The 18,978-nt window shown below is 60.1% G+C and carries 16 protein-coding genes; all 16 read left to right on the top strand.

Annotation, left to right across the window (positions count from 1 at the left end; all coding sequences use genetic code 11):
- Positions 1–401 precede the first annotated feature (401 nt).
- Entirely contained in the window at positions 402–3,326 is a 2,925-nt protein-coding gene (locus tag ACOYJL_RS07070; RefSeq protein ID WP_433569518.1) for an AfsR/SARP family transcriptional regulator, read from the top strand.
- 130 nt (positions 3,327–3,456) lie between these two features.
- On the top strand, positions 3,457–6,267 hold the full coding sequence (secA, locus tag ACOYJL_RS07075; RefSeq protein WP_433569519.1) for a preprotein translocase subunit SecA: 2,811 nt from the start codon (positions 3,457–3,459) through the stop codon (positions 6,265–6,267).
- A gap of 2 nt (positions 6,268–6,269) precedes the next feature.
- Positions 6,270–7,385, top strand: coding sequence for a peptide chain release factor 2 (gene prfB / locus ACOYJL_RS07080; RefSeq protein ID WP_433569520.1), 1,116 nt, complete (start codon positions 6,270–6,272; stop codon positions 7,383–7,385).
- Positions 7,382–8,257, top strand: coding sequence for a YitT family protein (locus ACOYJL_RS07085; RefSeq protein ID WP_433569521.1), 876 nt, complete (start codon positions 7,382–7,384; stop codon positions 8,255–8,257). The genes prfB and ACOYJL_RS07085 overlap by 4 nt, the downstream gene beginning before the upstream one ends.
- 158 nt (positions 8,258–8,415) lie before the next feature.
- A complete protein-coding gene (locus ACOYJL_RS07090; protein WP_433569522.1) occupies positions 8,416–9,102 on the top strand; it encodes a transaldolase family protein in 687 nt (228 codons plus the stop codon).
- Between the two features lie 2 nt (positions 9,103–9,104).
- A complete protein-coding gene (locus ACOYJL_RS07095; protein ID WP_433569523.1) occupies positions 9,105–9,935 on the top strand; it encodes a transketolase in 831 nt (276 codons plus the stop codon).
- On the top strand, positions 9,932–10,879 hold the full coding sequence (locus tag ACOYJL_RS07100; protein WP_433569524.1) for a transketolase family protein: 948 nt from the start codon (positions 9,932–9,934) through the stop codon (positions 10,877–10,879). The genes ACOYJL_RS07095 and ACOYJL_RS07100 overlap by 4 nt, the downstream gene beginning before the upstream one ends.
- Positions 10,880–11,107: 228 nt before the next feature.
- Entirely contained in the window at positions 11,108–12,109 is a 1,002-nt protein-coding gene (ftsE, locus tag ACOYJL_RS07105; protein ID WP_433569525.1) for a cell division ATP-binding protein FtsE, read from the top strand.
- The gene (gene ftsX / locus ACOYJL_RS07110) at positions 12,096–13,022 is read left to right on the top strand and encodes a permease-like cell division protein FtsX (RefSeq protein ID WP_433569526.1); all 927 of its coding nucleotides are present in this window, start codon (positions 12,096–12,098) and stop codon (positions 13,020–13,022) included. The genes ftsE and ftsX overlap by 14 nt, the downstream gene beginning before the upstream one ends.
- 96 nt (positions 13,023–13,118) lie before the next feature.
- Complete coding sequence (gene rnr / locus ACOYJL_RS07115; RefSeq protein ID WP_433569527.1) at positions 13,119–15,167, top strand: ribonuclease R; 2,049 nt, start codon at positions 13,119–13,121, stop codon at positions 15,165–15,167.
- A gap of 100 nt (positions 15,168–15,267) precedes the next feature.
- On the top strand, positions 15,268–16,134 hold the full coding sequence (locus ACOYJL_RS07120; protein ID WP_433569528.1) for a hypothetical protein: 867 nt from the start codon (positions 15,268–15,270) through the stop codon (positions 16,132–16,134).
- Positions 16,118–16,594: an SsrA-binding protein SmpB gene (smpB, locus tag ACOYJL_RS07125; protein WP_433569529.1), complete on the top strand. Its 477-nt coding sequence runs from the start codon at positions 16,118–16,120 to the stop codon at positions 16,592–16,594. The genes ACOYJL_RS07120 and smpB overlap by 17 nt, the downstream gene beginning before the upstream one ends.
- 14 nt (positions 16,595–16,608) lie before the next feature.
- Positions 16,609–17,103 (top strand): VanZ family protein, encoded by a 495-nt coding sequence (locus ACOYJL_RS07130; protein ID WP_433569530.1) that lies wholly within the window; start codon positions 16,609–16,611, stop codon positions 17,101–17,103.
- 63 nt (positions 17,104–17,166) lie between these two features.
- Positions 17,167–17,826, top strand: a complete 660-nt coding sequence (locus ACOYJL_RS07135) for a flavin reductase (protein WP_433569531.1) — start codon at positions 17,167–17,169, stop codon at positions 17,824–17,826.
- 87 nt (positions 17,827–17,913) lie between these two features.
- Positions 17,914–18,057 carry a rubredoxin-like domain-containing protein gene (locus ACOYJL_RS07140; protein ID WP_433569532.1) on the top strand — a complete coding sequence of 48 codons (144 nt, stop codon included), beginning with the start codon at positions 17,914–17,916 and terminating at the stop codon, positions 18,055–18,057.
- Positions 18,058–18,259: 202 nt separating this feature from the next.
- Positions 18,260–18,946, top strand: a complete 687-nt coding sequence (locus ACOYJL_RS07145) for a YoaK family protein (RefSeq protein WP_433569533.1) — start codon at positions 18,260–18,262, stop codon at positions 18,944–18,946.
- Positions 18,947–18,978 lie beyond the last annotated feature (32 nt).

Genomic DNA, 18,978 nt, shown 5'->3' on the forward strand with positions numbered 1-18,978 from the left:
AACTTGGGGTCGTACTTCCTTCTCGTCGTCTTGCTCATGGCAATAGCCCTTCCGTGCCTTTCGGCACATCCTAGGGCTTTCGTTAGCTCGGCTTCAAACGTGTCTGAATTTGGGCAGCCATATCACTTCTCAACCTTTTTTAGACTTTTTCGTTCCGCTTTCTTGCATGCGGAGTTATGGTTCCTCCACCAAGAGTTATTTGGTGGCCGATATCCCCCGGTCGGTCGTTTTGACCTTTGACGACTGATAAGGGGGTCGCTATGTCTTCCGCTGCAGTTTCATCAACAAATCCGGACATTTCTGGGTCTTCTCGACGGTATAGTTGCATACCGCGACAACTCGAGGCCTTTCTTTCTCCTGCCTCTCCCTATAGGCTCCTCGTGATATGCGCAGAGCCTTGTATGGGTGCGGCTGATGCGCTTCTCTATTTCAGCACTGTTGGTCACCAACGGCTTGCCTGCTGCCACAACGTCAAGTTCGATGGTCTTTCGCCTGATGCCGCTGCGCGGAAGGTCGTTCGCGCCGCCAGAGATTTTTCAATAGAGTCTTCTGCTGGAAGAGAGGTCTTCGTTACCCTTCAGTATGTTCCGCCTGCTGATGAGTGCGCTGTCGAGCGTGAGGTCAATGCAATTCACCGCATGGTTGAGAGTGGCTGCAAGATTCTCGTAACCCTTCTTCCTGAGGCTATACAGCTTGCTGACGCTCTCGGGTCAGCTATCTTTTTGAACTCAAACGACCTTTTGGATCCTAGGATTTTGGCCCTCTCTCCGAGCGATCCGCGCTATGCGTTGCGCGAACTTTCGGGTGGTATCCCCTCACTTGTAAAGCCGGTTTTGGGTCTTGGGGACGTCGCGCTTTGCCATGGAGCTGGCAGCCTCGTCTCTGTTGGCACCTCATATAGCGATGCGGTCGCTCATTTAGTGGTCACGTCTCTTCGCCGCACCTTGCTTGATCGTGAGGTTGAGGCGCGCCTTGGCATGATATTGCTGGGGTCTGGTCGACTGAGCGATGTTGCCGATGTCGTTCGCAGTCCGGACCAAGAAGACCTTGACTTGTGCTTCGATGACCCATTTTTTGGAGCATCAAGGACAAGCAGGACTTTCCAATGCGTGGGCATCTCTGATAATCAGGTCTTTGCCTCTTGCGCCAACGCCATTGTTCCGCTGACCCATGACTTCGGGGACGTATTTGAGGCTTCGGCGCAACTTCTCGCATGGCGTGGAGATTATAAGCGAGCGGCAATCGTCGTTTCCCTCTACAAATCAACTGATGCGCTTGATCTTGCTGCTGAATATGCCTTTCAGTTCATCAACGTAGGAGAAGCGCCTCTCGTAAAGTATGCTTTGAGCATCGACCTGGCCTCCGGCGCAATTAGCCCAAGCGACGCATCTCTTGTCGCCGATTCTTTGGAAGCGCTTGGGGACACCAGCTGGCGTGGTCACAACAATGCGCGAACGGCTGATTCCGAGAGCAGCTATGGCTCCCATTGCGAGCTTCTCGATGATTGCAGACTCGCATTGCGCGGAGGGAAGCTCGATGTCTCCGAAAGGGCCCGATCGGCCGACCGCATCTCTGAAGAGCTGGCGGTGCACATTGACGCTGTTGCCCTTCTTCGCGACGGGCGAATTTCCGATGCGTATCGACTAGCTCTTCCCTATGCGACCGAAGAGGTGGAGCCATCGCTGTGCGACGTGCTCCTGCGGTTTGACTGCGACTTTGCGCGCTTGCTAATGGGTGACTACGAGGGAGACGGATGCGGCTTGTCAGAAAGGGACAGGAAGTTTCTGGCGAGTGCCCAATACAAAGGAATTAACAAGACGCTGCTGTTGTTTGAAGCCTTTTCCGGAGCGCTGAAGGGCACTCCGGATGTGGCGCTTATTGAGAGCGTCGCACTTGGGGGAGAGCAAAGCGGAAACCTCCTCATTCGCGCTGCGGCGATGACCCTGGGGCTTCTTGTGGACTTCTCCCAGGGCGAATACGCGCGAGTGGAGAACAGGGCTCCCTCAATCGCAGCCTTTTCCTCACGCTCCGGCCTGCAATACATTTCACAAGTGACCCAGCTCATCGATGCTATTGTGGGCGTTCTGCTTTCTGACCGCTCCCTCGATTCGCTGTCCTTTGAAGGAGAGCCTCCGCGGGGGCTCAAGAGCGTGGCGGATTTTTCCTCATGCATACTTGCGCAGAGCGACGGCACAACGACGATGCTCGACTTTTCGAACGAGCCTGTTCCTCTCGATGAGGTGTGGCTGTTGAGGATTCTTGCTCGGGGCAGGGGCTATTTCTCGCAGAGATTTCTTGAGGCTTTGCCGTCGCACTGGAGGCGGGCGGCAAAGCTTGACGAGGGGAGCCTGGATGCCGCCCCGAAAAAGCGCATGCCCGAGAAGAGGGGGAATCGAGGGCAGGACGAGAGCGGGACCAGCGCTCTTGGAATAAGGTCAGTCAGCGTTGAGAGCGCAGAAAAGGTGCTCTATCTGCCTGGATTCTCCCGTGACGCCGAAAGGCCCGTTCAGCTCAACCTCCTTGGAGGATTCGAGCTGCTCGTTGATGGGCAGCCAATCGACAGCCGCCTTCTTGATCGTCGCTCTGCGCGCTCGCTTCTGGTGTACCTTGCGGTGCAGCCGGCTATGGGTGCCACGAGGTATTCGGTGATGGACCAACTTTGGCCCAACAAGGATTACGATTCCTCGCGCTCGAGAGTGTACCAGGCAACTCATGCGATTCGCTTGGCAATAGAGAGCGTATCGACTGATGTAGAGGTCTTCCTGTCGAGCAAGCAAGAGCGGCGCATTGCCCTTAGCTCCGACGTTGTGGGCTGCGATGTCTGGCTTTTTGAGCGCGTGGCGAGAAACGCGCTCGATGCAGAGGGCAATGACGAGCGAACGATGGAGCTCGCGCGTACGGCCGAAGACCTCTATTCGGGCGATCTTTTTGTTCCGTCGGTTGACGCTTCAGGCTATGTCGCGGCGCGTCGAGAGGAGCTTCGCAGCCTTTATGCAGACGTGATGGTCGCAGGGGCTGAGGCGGCCACAAGGCTTGGTCGCAATCGAGTTGCCGCTAGGCTCGCAGACAGCGCCACTTCGGTGGACGAGTATCGAGAGGACGCCATCATGGCGCTGGTGAATGCACTCAAAGCAAGCGGCAGGGGCTACGAGGCAGAACAGCGCTATCATCGTTATGCGCTCCGCAGCTTGGAGCTTCAGAAGCCATCAGTGGGGCGAAAGCCAAGAATCTTCCAGCAGCCAGACGGCCCCGAGCCGCTGAAGCCAGGCGAGCCCGATGCGGCAAGGCAGGGCGAGAACTCACAGGAGAGCCCGACGAACGAATAGCGTCTAGGAATATTCCCGGTGCTTTTTGTGAGACGCTGGCTGTGGCGAAGGCGACTCCCCTTCTACGGGTAAAGTGAAAAAGGATATATATGTACGGCCCTTTCGTGCCGTAAGGTCACTGAGGATGGGTATGCCGAACTTTCTCTCTAAGCTTCTCTCCATAGGCTCTAACAAGGAGCTCAAGGAATACGAGAAGATCACAAATCATGTAAATGAGCTCGAGCCCCGATTCCACGCGATGAGCGACGAGGAGCTCAAGGCGATGACGCCGGAGTTCCGCGAGCGTTACGCCAATGGCGAGACGCTTGATGACCTTCTTCCTGAGGCTTTCGCCGCCGTCAGGGAGGCTTCTCTCCGCACGACGGGCATGCGCCATTTTGATGTCCAGATCATTGGCGGTATCGCGCTGCATCGTGGCACCATCGCCGAGATGAAGACCGGCGAAGGCAAGACGCTCGTTGCAACGCTCGCTGCGTATCTGAACGCAATTCCGGGCAAGGGCGTCCACATTGTTACGGTGAATGACTACCTCGCAAAGCGCGACTCGGAGTGGATGGGTCAGATCTATCGCTTCATGGGGCTTTCCGTCGGTCTTCTTCAGAATGGCATGCGCCTGAACCTCAAGAAGCCTGCCTACCAGGCTGATATCACGTATGGCACGAACTCCGAGTTCGGATTTGACTATCTGCGCGACAATATGGTTACACGCCCGAATCTGCGTGTGCAGCGTGGTCACAACTATGCCATAGTCGACGAGGTCGACTCTATTCTTATCGACGAGGCCAGGACGCCGCTGATCATCTCTGGCGCTGGCACCAAGTCCGCGAGCACCTACAAGGACTTCGCTCGCGCGGTGCGCGGTCTGACCCCCGATGTCGATTTCGAGATGGACGAGGCCAAGCACACGATTGCTGCCACCGACACCGGTCTTGTGAAAATTGAGCATAAGCTGGGAATCGATGACATCTATTCCGACCCGTCTGGACAGCTTGTGAACCATCTCCAGCAGGCGCTGAAGGCCGAGTACATGTTCCACCGTGACCAGCAGTATGTGGTCGTGGATGGGGAAGTCAAGATCGTCGACGAGTTCACAGGTCGAATCATGGAGGGCAGGCGTTACTCCGAGGGTCTGCACCAGGCAATAGAGGCCAAAGAAGGCGTGCAGATTCGCGAGGAGAATCAGACGCTCGCAACCATCACGCTTCAGAACTACTTCTTGATGTATGACAAGCTCGCCGGCATGACCGGCACCGCCCTGACCGAGGACGCGGAGTTCCGCGAGGTCTACCACATTCCCGTTCAGGTCATTCCTCCTAACAAGCCCGTTATCCGTGTGGATCACGACGACCTCGTGTACCGCACCATCGACTACAAGTTCAAGGCCGTCGCAGATGACGTCGAGCGCCGTCATGCGAAGGGTCAGCCTTGCCTTGTGGGCACCGTCTCGATTGAGAACTCCGAGCGACTCTCTCGTATCCTGGATAAGCGCGGCATCAAGCACAACGTGCTCAACGCCAAGTACCATGAGCGGGAGGCACAGATTGTCGCGCAAGCCGGTCGCGAGGGCGCCGTCACCATCGCTACGAACATGGCAGGCCGTGGTACGGATATCCTTCTGGGTGGCAACCCCGAAGTCATGGCAGAGGACATGCTTCGCGAGCAAGGCTTCTATGCTCCTGCGAAAGAGGGGGAGGAGCCGCTGCTGCCCACCGAGGAGCAGAAGAAGGCCGCGCTCGACAAGGCCAAGGCCATCTGCGAGAGGGAGCGCGAGCATGTGATTGCCGCCGGCGGTCTTGCCGTCATCGGCACCGAGCGCCATGAGAGCCGTCGTATCGACAATCAGCTGCGTGGCCGCTCTGGTCGTCAGGGCGATCCCGGCGAGACGCAGTTTTACCTCTCGCTTGAGGATGACCTCATGCGCCTGTTCGGCGGTGACAGGATGGATAAGATCGCCGAGCTCATGAAGCATTACGACATGCCTGCTGACATGCCCATCCAGGCAAAGATCGTTACGCGTGCCGTCGAGGGCGCCCAGCTCAAGGTCGAGGAAGTCAACTTCGCCATGCGTAAGAACGTCCTTGACTACGACGATGTCATGAACAAGCAGCGCCAGGTCATCTATGAGGAGCGCAACAAGATTCTGGATGGCAAGGACCTCATGAGCCACATCGAGGAGGTCACTCGCGAGACCATCCAGCGTAAGGCGGATGAGTATTGCTCCCCCGAGATTGACGATCACGAGCAGTGGGCACTCGAGGACCTTACAAAGTGGCTGCGTGACCTTACCGGTCGCAAGGACGCCCCCGAGTTCAGCGTGGACGATGAGCAGGACGAAATCGTCGACAAGGCCGACGAATACGTCATGCGCTGCTACAACGAGAAGGCTGAGCGTCTGACCGACAGGGTCATGAAGGAGCTCTCGACGCAGGTCATGCTTCGAGTCATCGATACGCGTTGGATGTCGTACCTGCAGGAGATGGACTACCTCAAGACTGGCATTGGTCTGCGTGGCTATGGCCAGCGCGACCCGCTCGCCGAGTACAAGACCGAGGCTTATGCCGCATTCACCGAGCTAGTCAACACGATGTATGAGGACTTCCTCCGTACGATTCTGCGCATCGAGATTGCCGTAAAGCCCGCAGCAGAGAACCCCAAGACCCCTAAAGACGAGGATGCCGACTTGGCGGCAGAGCTCAAGGGCGCTCGCTATTCGGGGCCTGCCGAGGTCGACGGCGACCAGGGAGGCCGAAGGCCGCAGGCGCCGCGTCGTGGCGCTGGTCGCTCCCAGGAGTCGCCTCAGGGCAATAATCCCGGCGCTTCGAAGCCGCGCACGTATCGTAAGGCCGACGACCCTGACCCGTTTGTGGGCGTGGGACGCAACGATCCCTGCCCTTGCGGTAGCGGAAAGAAGTTCAAGAACTGCCACGGCAGGAACCGGTAGCCATGGCAGACATTGACGAGTCAACGCTCGACGGGCTTGGGAAAAGGCTCGCCGAAGTAGAGGGATATTTGCATGTCGAGGAAAAGCGCGGAACGGTAGCGGAGCTTGAGGAGAAGAGCGCGGCCCCGGGCTTTTGGGACGATGCCGAAGCGGCCAAGGCCACAATGGCCAAGCTCGCTTCGGTTAAGGACGACGTGAACGGCGTCGACGCCGCGCGCTCGAAGCTTGATGACGCCCGCGCCGCCTATGAGCTTGGCACCGAGACCGCAGACGAAGACCTTCTTTCCGAGTCTGCCGACCTTGCAGCCTCTCTCGAGCACGACCTCTCTGAGCTCGAGCTGTCCAGCTGGTTTACCGATGACCTTGACCATGGCGACGCCATCGTTACCGTGACGCCCGGTCAGGGCGGCCTTGAGGCTCAGGACTGGGCCGACATGCTCTTTCATATGTATCTGCGCTACTGCGATCGTCGCGGCTGGTCGGTTACCGTCAACGACGCGCCAGTCGCCGAGGTCATCGGCATCGATCGCGCTACTTTCACCGTCAGCGGCAAGAACGCCTACGGGATGCTCCGCGCCGAGCAAGGGGTGCATCGCCTGGTGCGTATCTCGCCCACCGACGAGAAGAAGCGCCGCCAGACGAGCTTCGCCGGCGTCGAGGTCTTGCCCGTGCTTCCAGACGAGGTCGAGGTCAACATTGATCCCAAGGATTTGCGCATTGACGTCTACCATTCAACCGGCCATGGCGGGCAGGGCGTCAACACCACAGACTCTGCCGTGCGCATCACCCACATTCCTACGGGAACGGTTGTCACCTGCCAAAACGAGCGCAGCCAACTCCAGAACAAGGCTTTCGCGATGAAGATCTTGCGCAGCCGCCTGTACGAGCAGGAGCTTGCCAAGCGTGAGGCGGAGCTCGATGAGCTGCGCGGCCCAAAGCACGAGATTGGCTTCGGGAACCAGATCAGAAGCTACGTCCTGTATCCCTACCAGCTTGTAAAGGATCTGCGCACGGGCATCGAGACGAGCAATGTCGACTCCGTGCTTTCCGATGGCGACCTCGACAAGTTCATCACGGGGTACCATCGCTGGGCGGTTGGAGGAGGAGCGCAATCATGAGAATTGCCCCGCGTTGGGTTCGAGCGGCTCGCGACGGGGCGATGATCGTGCTTGGCTGCATCATCTTTGCCGTGGGCTTTGACGTCTTCGAGGCAAGAACCGGTCTTGCCGCGGGTGGCGTGACGGGTCTTGCCATGGTAATTCGCGAGGTTGGGCTGCTCTTTGGCATTGACCTTCCCGTCGGCATACAAACGATCGTAATGAACGTCCTTCTGCTGATACCCGTAATCAGAACGGGCGACAAGCGCTATGCGGCAAAGACCCTGCTCGGAATCATCGTCTTGGGTTTCGCCGTTGACGCTCTCGAGCCCGTTCTGCCACCCATTGGCGAGAACGATCTTCTGCTTTGCTGCCTGTGGGGCGGGGTCGTGACAGGGTTTGGCTTGGGGCTGGTGTTTCGCGTTGGCGGAAACACGGGTGGCACAGACATCATTGCCCAGTTCATCGCGAGAAAAACGGGAATCCCCATGGGATCCTCGATGATTGCCGTCGATGCCTGCATCATCGCTGCGTCCATCTGCGTCTTCTCGATTGAACAGGCTCTCTACGCAACTGTGGCTCTCTACATTTCGGGCAGGGTCCTAGACGCGGTGGTGGACGGCCCCAGCACTCAGCGCGCCGCCTACGTCATCTCGACGCATCACGAAGAAATCGCTCGCAAGATCATGCGTGAGCTTGACCGTGGCTGCACAGAGTTTGAGGCGAAGGGCATGTGGAGCGGAGAGCGTCGGCCGGTGCTCTTCTGCGTCCTTGGGCGTTCCGAGACCGCGCAGCTAAAGGACATCGTCGCAGAGGAGGATCCAGACGCAATCGTGGTCATTTCCGAAATCCACGAGGCCTTTGGCGAGGGATTCAAGCGGATTGACAGCTAGATAATACGTTTTATTCCTGCTCTTATACACAAAACCATCACTTATCTGCCGCTGGCGGCTCGTTCTTGTCACAACAAGATTTATTGTCGCCGAACACTCCGTTTGGCTCGTACCATGAGAAGAAGCACGTGAAAAGGTCCTCAACAGAAGGAGCGCACATGAAGTTCTTCATCGACACGGCTGACTTGGACGAAATCAGAGAGGCGCAGAGCTGGGGCATCCTGTCGGGAGTCACCACCAACCCGAGCCTGTACGCTCGCACGGGCGGCAAGCTCGCCGACTTCGAGCCCCACATGGTCAAGATCTGCCAGATCGTCGGCCCCGACGTTCCCGTCTCCGCAGAGTCGACCGCCGAGACCACCGAGGGCATGATCGCCGAGGGCGAGCGCCTGGCGTCTTTGGCCCCCAACATCGTCGTGAAGCTCCCGATTTGCGAGGCTTCGCTTCCCGCCACGCACAAGCTCGTCTCCGAGGGCATCAAGGTCAACATGACCCTCGTCTTCTCTGCCCCTCAGGCCCTTCTCGCGGCGCGCGCCGGAGCCCGCTACATCAGCCCCTTCGTCGGCCGCTACGATGACATTGCCGACGACGGCCTTGACCAGCTCGACACCATCGTGACCGCCGTGAAGAACTACAGCTACGGCTATTGGGACGAGGAGGGCGGCCCCGAGATCATCACCGCCTCCGTGCGCAGCCCGCATCACGTGACCGAGGCGGCCCTCATGGGCGCCGACATCGCCACCGTGCCCTTCGCCGCGCTGAAGAAGTGCGTGCACCACCCGCTGACCGACCGCGGCCTGGAGGGCTTCGCCAAGGACTGGGCCAAGGTCACCGGAAAGGAGTAGGAATGACCGACGAAGAGCTCAAGAGGATTGCCAACGAGGTCCGCAAGGGCGTCGTCACCGCAGTCCACGCGGCCAAGTCCGGCCACCCGGGCGGCTCGCTCGGCGCGGCCGACATCCTCACCTACCTGTACTTCGAGGAGATGGACGTCGACCCCGCGCACCCCAGGAAGGCAGACCGCGACCGCCTCGTGCTCTCGAAGGGCCATGCGGCCCCCGCGCTCTACGCGGTTCTCGCCGAGCGCGGCTACTTCCCCAAAGGCGAGCTGGAGACGCTCCGCCACGTCGGGAGCCGCCTGCAGGGCCACCCCAACATGAGGGACACCCCGGGCGTGGACATGAGCACCGGCTCGCTCGGGCAGGGCGTCTCCGCCGCGGTGGGCATGGCGCTCTCGGCGAAGACGTTCGGCGACGCCTGGCGCACCTACGCCCTGCTCGGCGACGGAGAGTGCGAGGAGGGCGAGGTCTGGGAGGCGGCGATGCTCGCCGGCAACCGCGCCCTCGACAACCTCTGCGTCGTCGTCGACCACAACGGCCTGCAGATAGACGGCCCCATCGAGGAGGTCAACTCGGCGATGCCCATCGCGGACAAGTTCCGCGCCTTCAAGTTCCACGTGGTTGAGGTCGCCGACGGCCACGACTTCGCCCAGCTGCGCGCCGCCTTCGCCGAGGCGCGCGCCACCAAGGGCGCCCCGACCGCGATCGTCTGCGAGACGGTGAAGGGCAAGGGCGTCTCGTTCATGGAGAACCAGGTGGGCTGGCACGGCAAGGCCCCCAACGACGAGCAGTACGAGCAGGCCATGGCCGAGCTCGGGAAGGCGGGTGAGGCCCTGTGAGCGACGTCAAGAAGGTCGCCACGCGCGACAGCTATGGCAAGACTCTGATTGCGCTTGCCGAGGAGGGCCACGACGACTTCGTGGTGCTCGACGCGGACCTTGCGGCGTCTACGAGGACCGGCAAGTTCGCCAAGGTTCGCCCAGACCGCTTCTATGACTGTGGCATCGCTGAGGCCAACATGATGGGCGTTGCCGCCGGCATCGCCACGACGGGGCACCCCGTTTTTGCCAGCAGCTTCGCGATGTTCGCCGCCGGGCGCGCCTTCGAGCAGGTCAGGAACTCCATCGGCTATCCTCACCTCAATGTAAAGGTCTGCGCCACGCACGCCGGCATCTCGGTGGGCGAGGACGGCGCCACGCACCAGTGCTGCGAGGACATCGCCCTCATGCGCACGATTCCTGGCATGACCGTGGTGAGCCCCGCTGACGACGTTGAGGCCTGCGCCGCCATTCGCGCGGCCTACGAAACCGACGGTCCCTTCTATGTCAGGCTGGGTCGCCTCGCCGTCCCCGTAATCAACGACCGCCCGGACTACCACTTTGAGCTTGGCCGCGGCGTCCTTCTGCGCGAGGGCTCCGACGTGACCGTAGTTGCCACCGGCATCGAGGTAGCCGCTGCGCTCGACGCCGCTGACGCCCTTGCCGGAGAGGGCATCTCCTGCGAGGTCATCGACATCCACACGATCAAGCCGCTCGACGCGGACATCATCTGCCAGTCCGCGGCAAAGACGGGTCGCGTGGTGACCGTCGAGGAGCATTCCATCATCGGTGGCTTGGGCGGAGCGGTGTGCGAGGCGCTCGCCGAGAAGCAGCCCACCCCGGTTCGCCGCGTGGGCGTAAACGACGTCTTCGGCGAGTCTGGTCCCGCGCTCGAGCTCCTTGCCAAGTACGGCCTTGATGGCGCAGGCGTGGCCAAGCAGATTCGTTCGTTTGTCCAAGGCTAAGTGAAAAAGCGCTTGGGCTGCGGTACCCATGCGGTGCCGACCGCCAAGGGCGACAGCACGCAAGAGGGGCAGGCTCCACTACGGGTCTGCCCCTCTTGGTAGCGTGATTTCGATATAGTCAGCTTTATGTTCCCTTATTGTGGGCATTCGTCAACTGGTGCCTGGCTTTGCTACTATAATTCGAGTAACTGCACTCAATCGCACTACTGAATCGGAAAAGGAGTTCCAGTGGCCAGCCACTTTCGCACCAGTGGGCAGCCGGATGGCGAGAACAACCTTCCCAATCTGGATGCCACGCAAGTGCCTGAGGTGGAAGTCGCCCCTAGCGACACAGCCGAGCAGCTAACTACGCCAGACGATCAGGCAACTGATCAGACAACGACAGAAGAGGACCGTCCCCTTGAGGAAGTCCACGTTGTCACGGCGTCAGAGCCTGCTGACGATACCACCCAGGACCGTCCCTATCAAAGCGTCTACGAATCTCTGAAGAACGAGGAGCCCGCTCCGACAACGCCGCATACGGGTACGCCGACCATCGAGTTCAAGGACGTCACGCTCATCTATCCCGCGCAGCCCAACAAGCCCGCTCTGGAGAACGTGAGCGTTGACATCTATCCCGGCGAGTTCGTCTTTATCGTCGGTCACTCTGGCTCCGGCAAGTCGTCCTTCCTTCGCCTTGTAACGCGCGAGCTCAAGGCAACCTCCGGCCAGGTTCTAGTCGCCGGCCAGGACCTCACGAAGATGCGCAACAGCAAGGTCCCGTACCTGCGTCGCCAGATTGGCACCGTCTATCAGGACTTCAAGCTTCTCCCCGACAAGACTGTCTACGAAAACGTCGCGTTTGCCCTCGAGTGCATTGGCAAGCCTCGCGCCGTCATCCGCGCCCAGGTTCCTGAGGTGCTACGCCTTGTCGGACTTGCCGAGAAGCAGGACAACTATCCTGACCAGCTCTCCGGCGGAGAGCAGCAGCGCGTCTCTGTGGCGCGCGCAATGGTCAACCGCCCGCCGCTTCTTATTTGCGACGAGCCCACCGGCAACCTCGACCCGGCCATCTCGCTGGGCATCATGAAGCTGCTGGACCGAATCAACCGTGAGGGAACCACCGTTGTGATGGCTACCCATGACCGCGAGATGGTCGACTCCATGCGCAAGCGCGTTATCGCGCTGGAGGCTGGTCACGTGGTCCGCGACCAGGAGAGGGGAGGCTACGGATACTATGGTGCCCTCTAACTTCACCTATTCTCTTCGCGAGTGCGGCCATCACTTCAAGCGCAACTGGTCGACTGTGCTCGGCGCCGTCGTCACTATTTTCTTGTCGCTGTTCATCATCGGCGTGTTTGCGATTGCCTCCGAGGTCGTCAACAACATGGTTGGCACCGTCGAGGACAAGGTCACCATCCAGGCGTTCTTGTCCGATGACGCCGATCAGGCCACCGTCGAGGCCCTTGAGGAAGAGATCAAGAGCTGGGACAACGTCCAGTCTGTTGAGTATCGCAGCAAGGACGAGAACCTTGAACAGTACCGCTCCTCGATGTCTCAGCGCAACGCCGAAGACGCCGTGGTCGCGCTTGATGGGGAGAACCCCATTCCTGCGTCTATCGTGATCAAGCTCTATGACTCTTCGCAGGTTGAGTCCACCGCCCAGCGCTTGATTGAGGACGAGACCTTCCAGAGCGTCTGCGATACGCCAGACGACCCCTCCTCTGACGTGCAGTATGGTCGCGACACGGTCGAGAAGCTCTTCAGCGTTACGAACATCATTCGCATCGTCGCCATCGTGCTCGTGGTTCTGCTCACCTTCGTTGCCTTTGTCTTCATCAATAACACGATTCGCCTGGCCATCTCCGCTCGTCGTCGCGAGATTGCCATCATGAGGCTCGTCGGCGCATCAAACAGCTTCATACGAGGGCCGTTTATGATGGAAGGCACGCTTGAGGCCCTTATCGGAGCGATTCTGGCCGTCATAGCTCTTGCTGCGGGCATGAGCTACGTCCTGCCTAGGCTTTCGAACAGCCTCCAGTTCCTGACGTTTTATGTGGCGCCTACGTTCGAGTACGCGCTGTTTGGCTTTTTGATTCTGTTGGGCATTGTGATCGGCATGCTCAGCTCCGCCATTGCCATGAGGCGCTACCTCAAGGTCTAGCCGACCCTGAGCCTGTAGAGTTGGATAATAGGGGCGGTACGGCAATCGCCGTGCCGCCCCTTTTCTGCAACGAACGCTCTAAAGAAGGGGGACGAAATGGGCAGAAAGCGCCCGCACAGAGGCAACAAGAGGCGCTCGGGCGGCAAAGGGTCGTCGCAGCGTCGCGCCGTGCTCGCTGGCACCCTGCGCATATCTCGCCCTGGCGTCGCGGTGGTGGAAACAGCAGAGGGGACCTTTCGCGTCTCGCGCAATGGCGTCCACGAGGCCATGAACGGAGATGAGGTGCAGGCCTACGTTTTCCCCGCTCACGGTGGGGAGAAGGTCGCTGTCGTGCAGTCAGTTCTCCAGCGTGCCGTAACCACGTTCGTTGGCCGCTTCGACGTGGCTGGTCCTCTGGGCGTTGTGGTCCCGCTCGACTCACGTCTCGGTCGTGACTTTTTTGTCGTGCCTGAGGATGACTCGCCGACGCGGCTTGGAGTGGGCGTGGGAGACGTCGTGGTGGCGCGCATCGCCGAGTACCCGACAAGACGCAGCTCGGCGGTCGTGAGCATCGACAAGAGGCTCGGCTCCTCCGATGACCTTGACCTCAACATTGAGTCAGTCATTGCGTCTTATGGCCTCGCGACGGAATTCTCTCCAGCCGTGCTCAAGCAGGCTGATGGGATTCAGGCGAACGTGTCCAAAGAGCTTGCCGATAACAGCCATCGCTGCGATCTCCGCTCTCAGCCCTGCGTCACGATTGACCCCGTCGATGCTCGCGACTTCGACGATGCGGTCTTTGCGAAAAAGCTCTCTGGCGAGAAGAGCGACGGCTTTGAGCTATGGGTCCATATCGCTGACGTGACCCACTACGTGCCGTGGGACACCCCCATCGACAACGAGGCCAAACGGCGAACCTGCTCGGTCTACCTCGTCGACCGCGTGCTGCCCATGCTTCCCGAAAAGCTCTCGTGCGACGTGTGCTCGCTGCGTCCGGGCGAGGATCGCCTGGCCATGAGCGTGCGCATTGTGCTGGACGGTGCTGGCGAGGTTGTCTCGGCAGAGGCTATGCCCTCCGCCATCCGCTCGTCGGCCAGGCTTAACTACGACGAAGTCGAAGCCTTTCTCGAGGGGGCGTCTGCCACGAGCTTGAACTGCGATGAACGCTGCCGCGCGGACGTCACGGCCTCGCTCGTGGCTCTCGACGAGATTCGCGCTCTGCGCGAGCGCGTGCGATCCAACCGCGGCGCCATTGACTTTGATACCGTGGAGGCGAAGGTGACGCTCGACGAGAAGGGGCGCCCCACCGGCGTTTCGGTGCGTCGGCGTACGCGGGCAACCGGCTTGGTGGAGGAGGCCATGCTCCTTGCCAACGAGAGCGTGGCTAAGATGCTTGCCGACCGAGAGGTGCCATGCGCGTACCGCGTGCACGAGCGCCCCTCTCCCGACGACTTGCGCTCGACCGTGCTGCCCCTCTCTGAGCTGGGGCTCATCAAGACCACGGCCCAGCGGGACGCGCTTGTAGCCGGAGACCCCGCGGCCATTCGCGGCGTACTTGAGAGCGCCCGCGGAACGAGCGGAGAGCACCTCGCCAGTGCGCTTTTGCTGCGTGCCCAAAGGCGTGCCGTCTACCTGCCCCAAAACCAAGGGCATTATGCGCTGGGGGCAAGTGCCTACTGCCACTTCACCTCTCCCATTAGGCGTTATCCTGACATCCTCGTGCACCGTGCTCTCAAGGCGCTTCTCGCGGGACGGCTGAACGACCGTGAGCAGACGCTCGTTGCCAAGCAGCTGCCGCAGCTGTGCTCCACCTGCTCACATATGGAGCGTGTGGCAGACGCGGCATCGCAGGCTTCCGAAGACGTCAAGATGGCCGAGCTCTATGCCGACAAGGTGGGGCAGAGCTTCTCGGGCATCGTCGTTGGCTGCGAGCGCTACGGCCTCTTTGTGATGCTGGACGACACCTGCGCCGAAGGGCTATTGCCCACGCGCGAGCTTGGGGCAGAGTGGTTTAGCTATGATGAGGCCCGCATGACCCTGACTGGTGAGGAGTCTGGTCAGGTTTGGCGCTTGGGTCGCCGCGTTGCCGTTGAGGTCACAGGCACTGACATTGCTCGCGGCCGCATCGACTTTGCTCTCGCTGGCCCCCATCCGGCCGCGCGCTAGGCGATTGGTCGTCTTCACGCTCGATGCGCGCGATAATGGGAAGACTTTGCTAGGACACATAATGACGCCAACGACCGCTTGCGGCGGTCAAGGAGAGAATATGGAATCATCAACGCTATCTGACGAGCTGATGCGAGCCGAGGGGCTCCTTGTGGAGGGGCAGAACGAGGACGCCGTCGAGCTCCTCTCGCACCTTGCCGAGGACGCCGAAGAGTACGTCGACGAGAACTGCCACACCACCGATACTGACCAGTGGTTCAGCTTCCCTACGATGTTCGAGCGCCTTTGCTACCGTCGCGTGGAGGACGACCCTCGCACGCTCCACAATGTGGACGAGCCTCTCGACCGCATGTACGCCGACCTTGCGCTTGCCTGCGTTCGCACGGATGACTATGACAGTGCCATGGCCGCGCTCAAGAGCGCCGTCCGCTGGAACCCCATGGACTGCAGCTATCGCCTGAACCTTGCCGAGCTCTATCGCAATGCCGGAGACAACGACGAGTACCTTGCGCTTACCTACAGCTGCTTCGAGCGGGCGAGCGACGCGCGCTATCTGGCTCGCGCCTTCCTCAACTTTGCCGGCTACTTCCAGGAGTCGGGCAAGCCCAAGACGGCCGCTGCCGCACTTCGTGCCGCTCGGCGCCTGGACGTGGACGATTCCTCGCTCAAGGCCGCGCTTGACCAGGCTGCTGGTACCGACTGCGACCCTGACAAGGTGACCGATGAGCAGACGACGCGCCTGCTCGCCGACGAGGGGCTGCCTGACGGCGCAAACGCCGAAGTGGCAATCTGCCTGCTCATGTGCGCAGAGGACTATGCCGCTGCGGGCGATAACAACCTGGCGACGACGCTTACCATTCGCGCTCGCGACCTTGTGGGAGAGCCTGCTGCCATGGCGCTACTCAAGCTTATCCGCGAGACAGACGCTGAGATTGCCCGGGGTGACTCAGATGCCAGCGACAAATAAACGCGAGAAGAAGACTATCGCAAAGAACCGCTCCGCACGTCATGAGTACTTCATTGACGAGACGTTTGAGGCGGGCATTGAGCTTACGGGCGCCGAGGTGAAAAGCCTTCGCGAACGCGCTGCCCAGATTACCGACGCATTCTGCCTGATTCGCAACGGGGAGGTATGGCTGCACGGCGTGCACATTCATCCCTACTCGATGAGCGGCGTGTGGAACGTTGACCCCGACCGCAAGCGCAGGCTGCTCTTGCATCGCGGGCAGATTGACTATCTGGATGGCAAGCTACGCACAAAGGGAGTGGCCCTCGTCCCGTTGGAGCTCTACTTTGACGAGCATAACCGCGTGAAGCTCTGCATTGGCCTCGGTCGAGGCAAGAAGCTCTATGACAAGCGCGAGGATATGGCACGCCGTGATGTCGATCGAGAGATCCGACGCGCCCTCAAGGAGCGCAACCGCTAGCCGCGGGGCGTCGCATGGGGTCTCGTGATGCGAAAACGATTAGCTCAGATGCCGCATGGCGCGTCATTCTCGCCCTGTGGGTCTGCTTCATCTGGGGTCATTCCCTGGTGTCTGGGCCAGACTCGTCAATCGAGAGCCTGCGCTTCGTGGCGCTCTTTGAGCCTGCCTTTCGCATGCTTGGCGTGACCGATGCCAGTACGATGAACTTTGTGGTCAGGAAGGTAGGTCACTTCAGCGAGCATCTCGTTCTTGGCCTTCTGTGCGTGCGCGTGTTTCGGTCGCGACTTGACTGCGCCTTGATTTCGGGAGGCCACGCGGCTTGGCGCGCGTTCTGGCCGATACTTGCAATCTGCATCGTCGTCCCCCTTGTGGACGAGTCCATTCAAATCTTTACCCCCGGGCGCTGCTCGTCATTTTTCGATTCGCTTTTGGACATGTGCGGGGCTGCCGCGGGAATTGCCGTCGGGACGATTCTTCTGCGCCACTTCAAGAAACGCTTGCGCAGTTGATGGACCGCAAGTCTAGGGTTGGGGTATATCACGACCATGCGGTAAACCAAAGAAAGGGGAGCCATGGACGCAAAGGCAATGTTCAGTTTCTCATATGGGCTTTACGTCGTGTCGGCAACTGATGGCGAGAACGTCGGAGCATGCCTGATCAATACGGCAATTCAGGTGACGGGCGACCCGCTTCAGGTTGCGATTACGGTCAACAAGCAGAATCACACCACCGAGGTCATCAAGTCGGCAGAGCACTTTACGCTGACTGTCGTATCCAAGAAGGCTGACATGCCCTACATAGGGCGCTTTGGCTTCAGGAGTTCCGCAGACTTCGACAAGTTTGATGGCATCGAGACCAAGACCTCGAGCCTGTTCGACCCCTATACGCCGGTCAACACCTGCTCGGTCATCACTGCGGCCGTCGTGAACACGATTGATCTTGGCACGCACCTCATGTTTATCGGCGAGGTCACCGACGCCGAGCGCACCAGCGACGACGAGCCCATGACCTATGCGTACTACCACAGCGTCCTCAAGGGCAAGACGCCGCCCAAGGCCTCTTCCTACATCGAGGGCGCAGATCCTTCCGAGACGCCCAAACCAGGTGCCAAGCACCACTTCCGTTGCGCTATCTGCGGCTACATCTACGAGACGGACGAGGAAGAGCTTCCTGAGGACTTCCGTTGCCCGCTCTGCGGCGTTGGTCGCGACAACTTTGTCAAGGTTGACTAACGCGCTTCCATCGCTTGCACGTTGATGTAACCTGACAGGTAGCATTTGTTACGGACGTACTGTTAGACCAAGAGAGAGGAACTAATCATGGCTGAAGAGAAGAAGACCTATACGTTCCGCTGCACCGTCTGCGGCTACGAGGTTACCGTTGACACCCCCGAGCTCCCCGAGGACTTTGTTTGCCCGACCTGCGGCGTTGGCCCTGACATGTTTGAGCTGGTTGAGGACTAGCGCGCGTAGGCAAACGCATCAAGCGTGCGAGCGGGCGGATGGCTGCGGCCGTCCGCCCGCTTTTTGCGTGCGCGCGGGTTCCGCGGCCTTTAGGGCGTCTTTTCCGCCTTGCAACATTCGCGTGGCGGCTTGGTGGAGTCTTGCGTGCGCGCGACCGGCGCGCCGTAGAATGACGGGGCTGCAGCCGTTCGAGAGGAGTCCTATGCAGCGTGCGCGTCAGTCGTCGGAGTCCATCGAGCTTGCCGTGTTTCTCGCCCTGTCAGGAGGGATGATGGACGCGTATTCCTACCTTGCCCGAGGCAAGGTGTTCGCGAACGCGCAGACGGGGAACATGCTCCTTTTGGGCGTAAATCTGGCCGATGGAAACTGGGGCCGTGCTATCAATTACGCCCTGCCCGTGCTTTTCTTCGCTGGCGGCATCGCGCTCGCCCACCTCTTCAAGCTGCGCTTTCATGGCACAAGGCTCCACTGGCGGCAGCTTTCGCTGCTGGCAGAGATCGCCCTGCTGTGCGTGGTTGCCCTGATGCCTCCGGAGCTTGACCTTCTCGCCAATAGCATCACGTCTTTTGCCTGCGGCATTCAGGTGCAGTCGTTCAGGAAGCTCCATGGGCGGGCGTTTGCAACCACCATGTGCATCGGCAACCTGCGCAGCGGAACGCAGGATTTGGTAACCTACCTTCACACGCATGAGCGCGACCGCCTTGAGGGGGCGTGCCTTTATTACGGCGTCATCGTGTGCTTTGTTATTGGCGCCATAATCGGCGCCAGGCTGATTGGAGCTTTTGGTCTCCATGCCATCTTGGCGAGCCCGGCCCTTCTCGCTGTGGCCTGCCTCGTCATGTTCGTGGACCGTGAGAAGCGCCGCCGCTTGTCGGCTTTGAGCTGGTAGCGCATGGCGTTGCGCAAACGGGGTATACTATC

The organism is Tractidigestivibacter sp., assembly GCF_050946515.1.
Classification (GTDB): Bacteria; Actinomycetota; Coriobacteriia; order Coriobacteriales; family Atopobiaceae; genus Tractidigestivibacter.

Excerpts from the sequence above, each read along its gene's own strand:
- ftsX (WP_433569526.1), top strand. The coding sequence starts at position 12,096 with ATGGTGCCCTCTAACTTCACCTATTCTCTTCGCGAGTGCGGCCATCAC.
- ACOYJL_RS07145 (WP_433569533.1), top strand. The coding sequence starts at position 18,260 with ATGCAGCGTGCGCGTCAGTCGTCGGAGTCCATCGAGCTTGCCGTGTTT.
- secA (WP_433569519.1), top strand. The coding sequence starts at position 3,457 with ATGCCGAACTTTCTCTCTAAGCTTCTCTCCATAGGCTCTAACAAGGAG.
- ACOYJL_RS07095 (WP_433569523.1), top strand. The coding sequence starts at position 9,105 with ATGACCGACGAAGAGCTCAAGAGGATTGCCAACGAGGTCCGCAAGGGC.
- prfB (WP_433569520.1), top strand. The coding sequence starts at position 6,270 with ATGGCAGACATTGACGAGTCAACGCTCGACGGGCTTGGGAAAAGGCTC.
- ACOYJL_RS07130 (WP_433569530.1), top strand. The coding sequence starts at position 16,609 with ATGGGGTCTCGTGATGCGAAAACGATTAGCTCAGATGCCGCATGGCGC.
- ACOYJL_RS07135 (WP_433569531.1), top strand. The coding sequence starts at position 17,167 with ATGGACGCAAAGGCAATGTTCAGTTTCTCATATGGGCTTTACGTCGTG.
- ACOYJL_RS07140 (WP_433569532.1), top strand. The coding sequence starts at position 17,914 with ATGGCTGAAGAGAAGAAGACCTATACGTTCCGCTGCACCGTCTGCGGC.
- ACOYJL_RS07085 (WP_433569521.1), top strand. The coding sequence starts at position 7,382 with ATGAGAATTGCCCCGCGTTGGGTTCGAGCGGCTCGCGACGGGGCGATG.
- rnr (WP_433569527.1), top strand. The coding sequence starts at position 13,119 with ATGGGCAGAAAGCGCCCGCACAGAGGCAACAAGAGGCGCTCGGGCGGC.
- ACOYJL_RS07120 (WP_433569528.1), top strand. The coding sequence starts at position 15,268 with ATGGAATCATCAACGCTATCTGACGAGCTGATGCGAGCCGAGGGGCTC.
- ACOYJL_RS07070 (WP_433569518.1), top strand. The coding sequence starts at position 402 with ATGGGTGCGGCTGATGCGCTTCTCTATTTCAGCACTGTTGGTCACCAA.
- smpB (WP_433569529.1), top strand. The coding sequence starts at position 16,118 with ATGCCAGCGACAAATAAACGCGAGAAGAAGACTATCGCAAAGAACCGC.
- ACOYJL_RS07090 (WP_433569522.1), top strand. The coding sequence starts at position 8,416 with ATGAAGTTCTTCATCGACACGGCTGACTTGGACGAAATCAGAGAGGCG.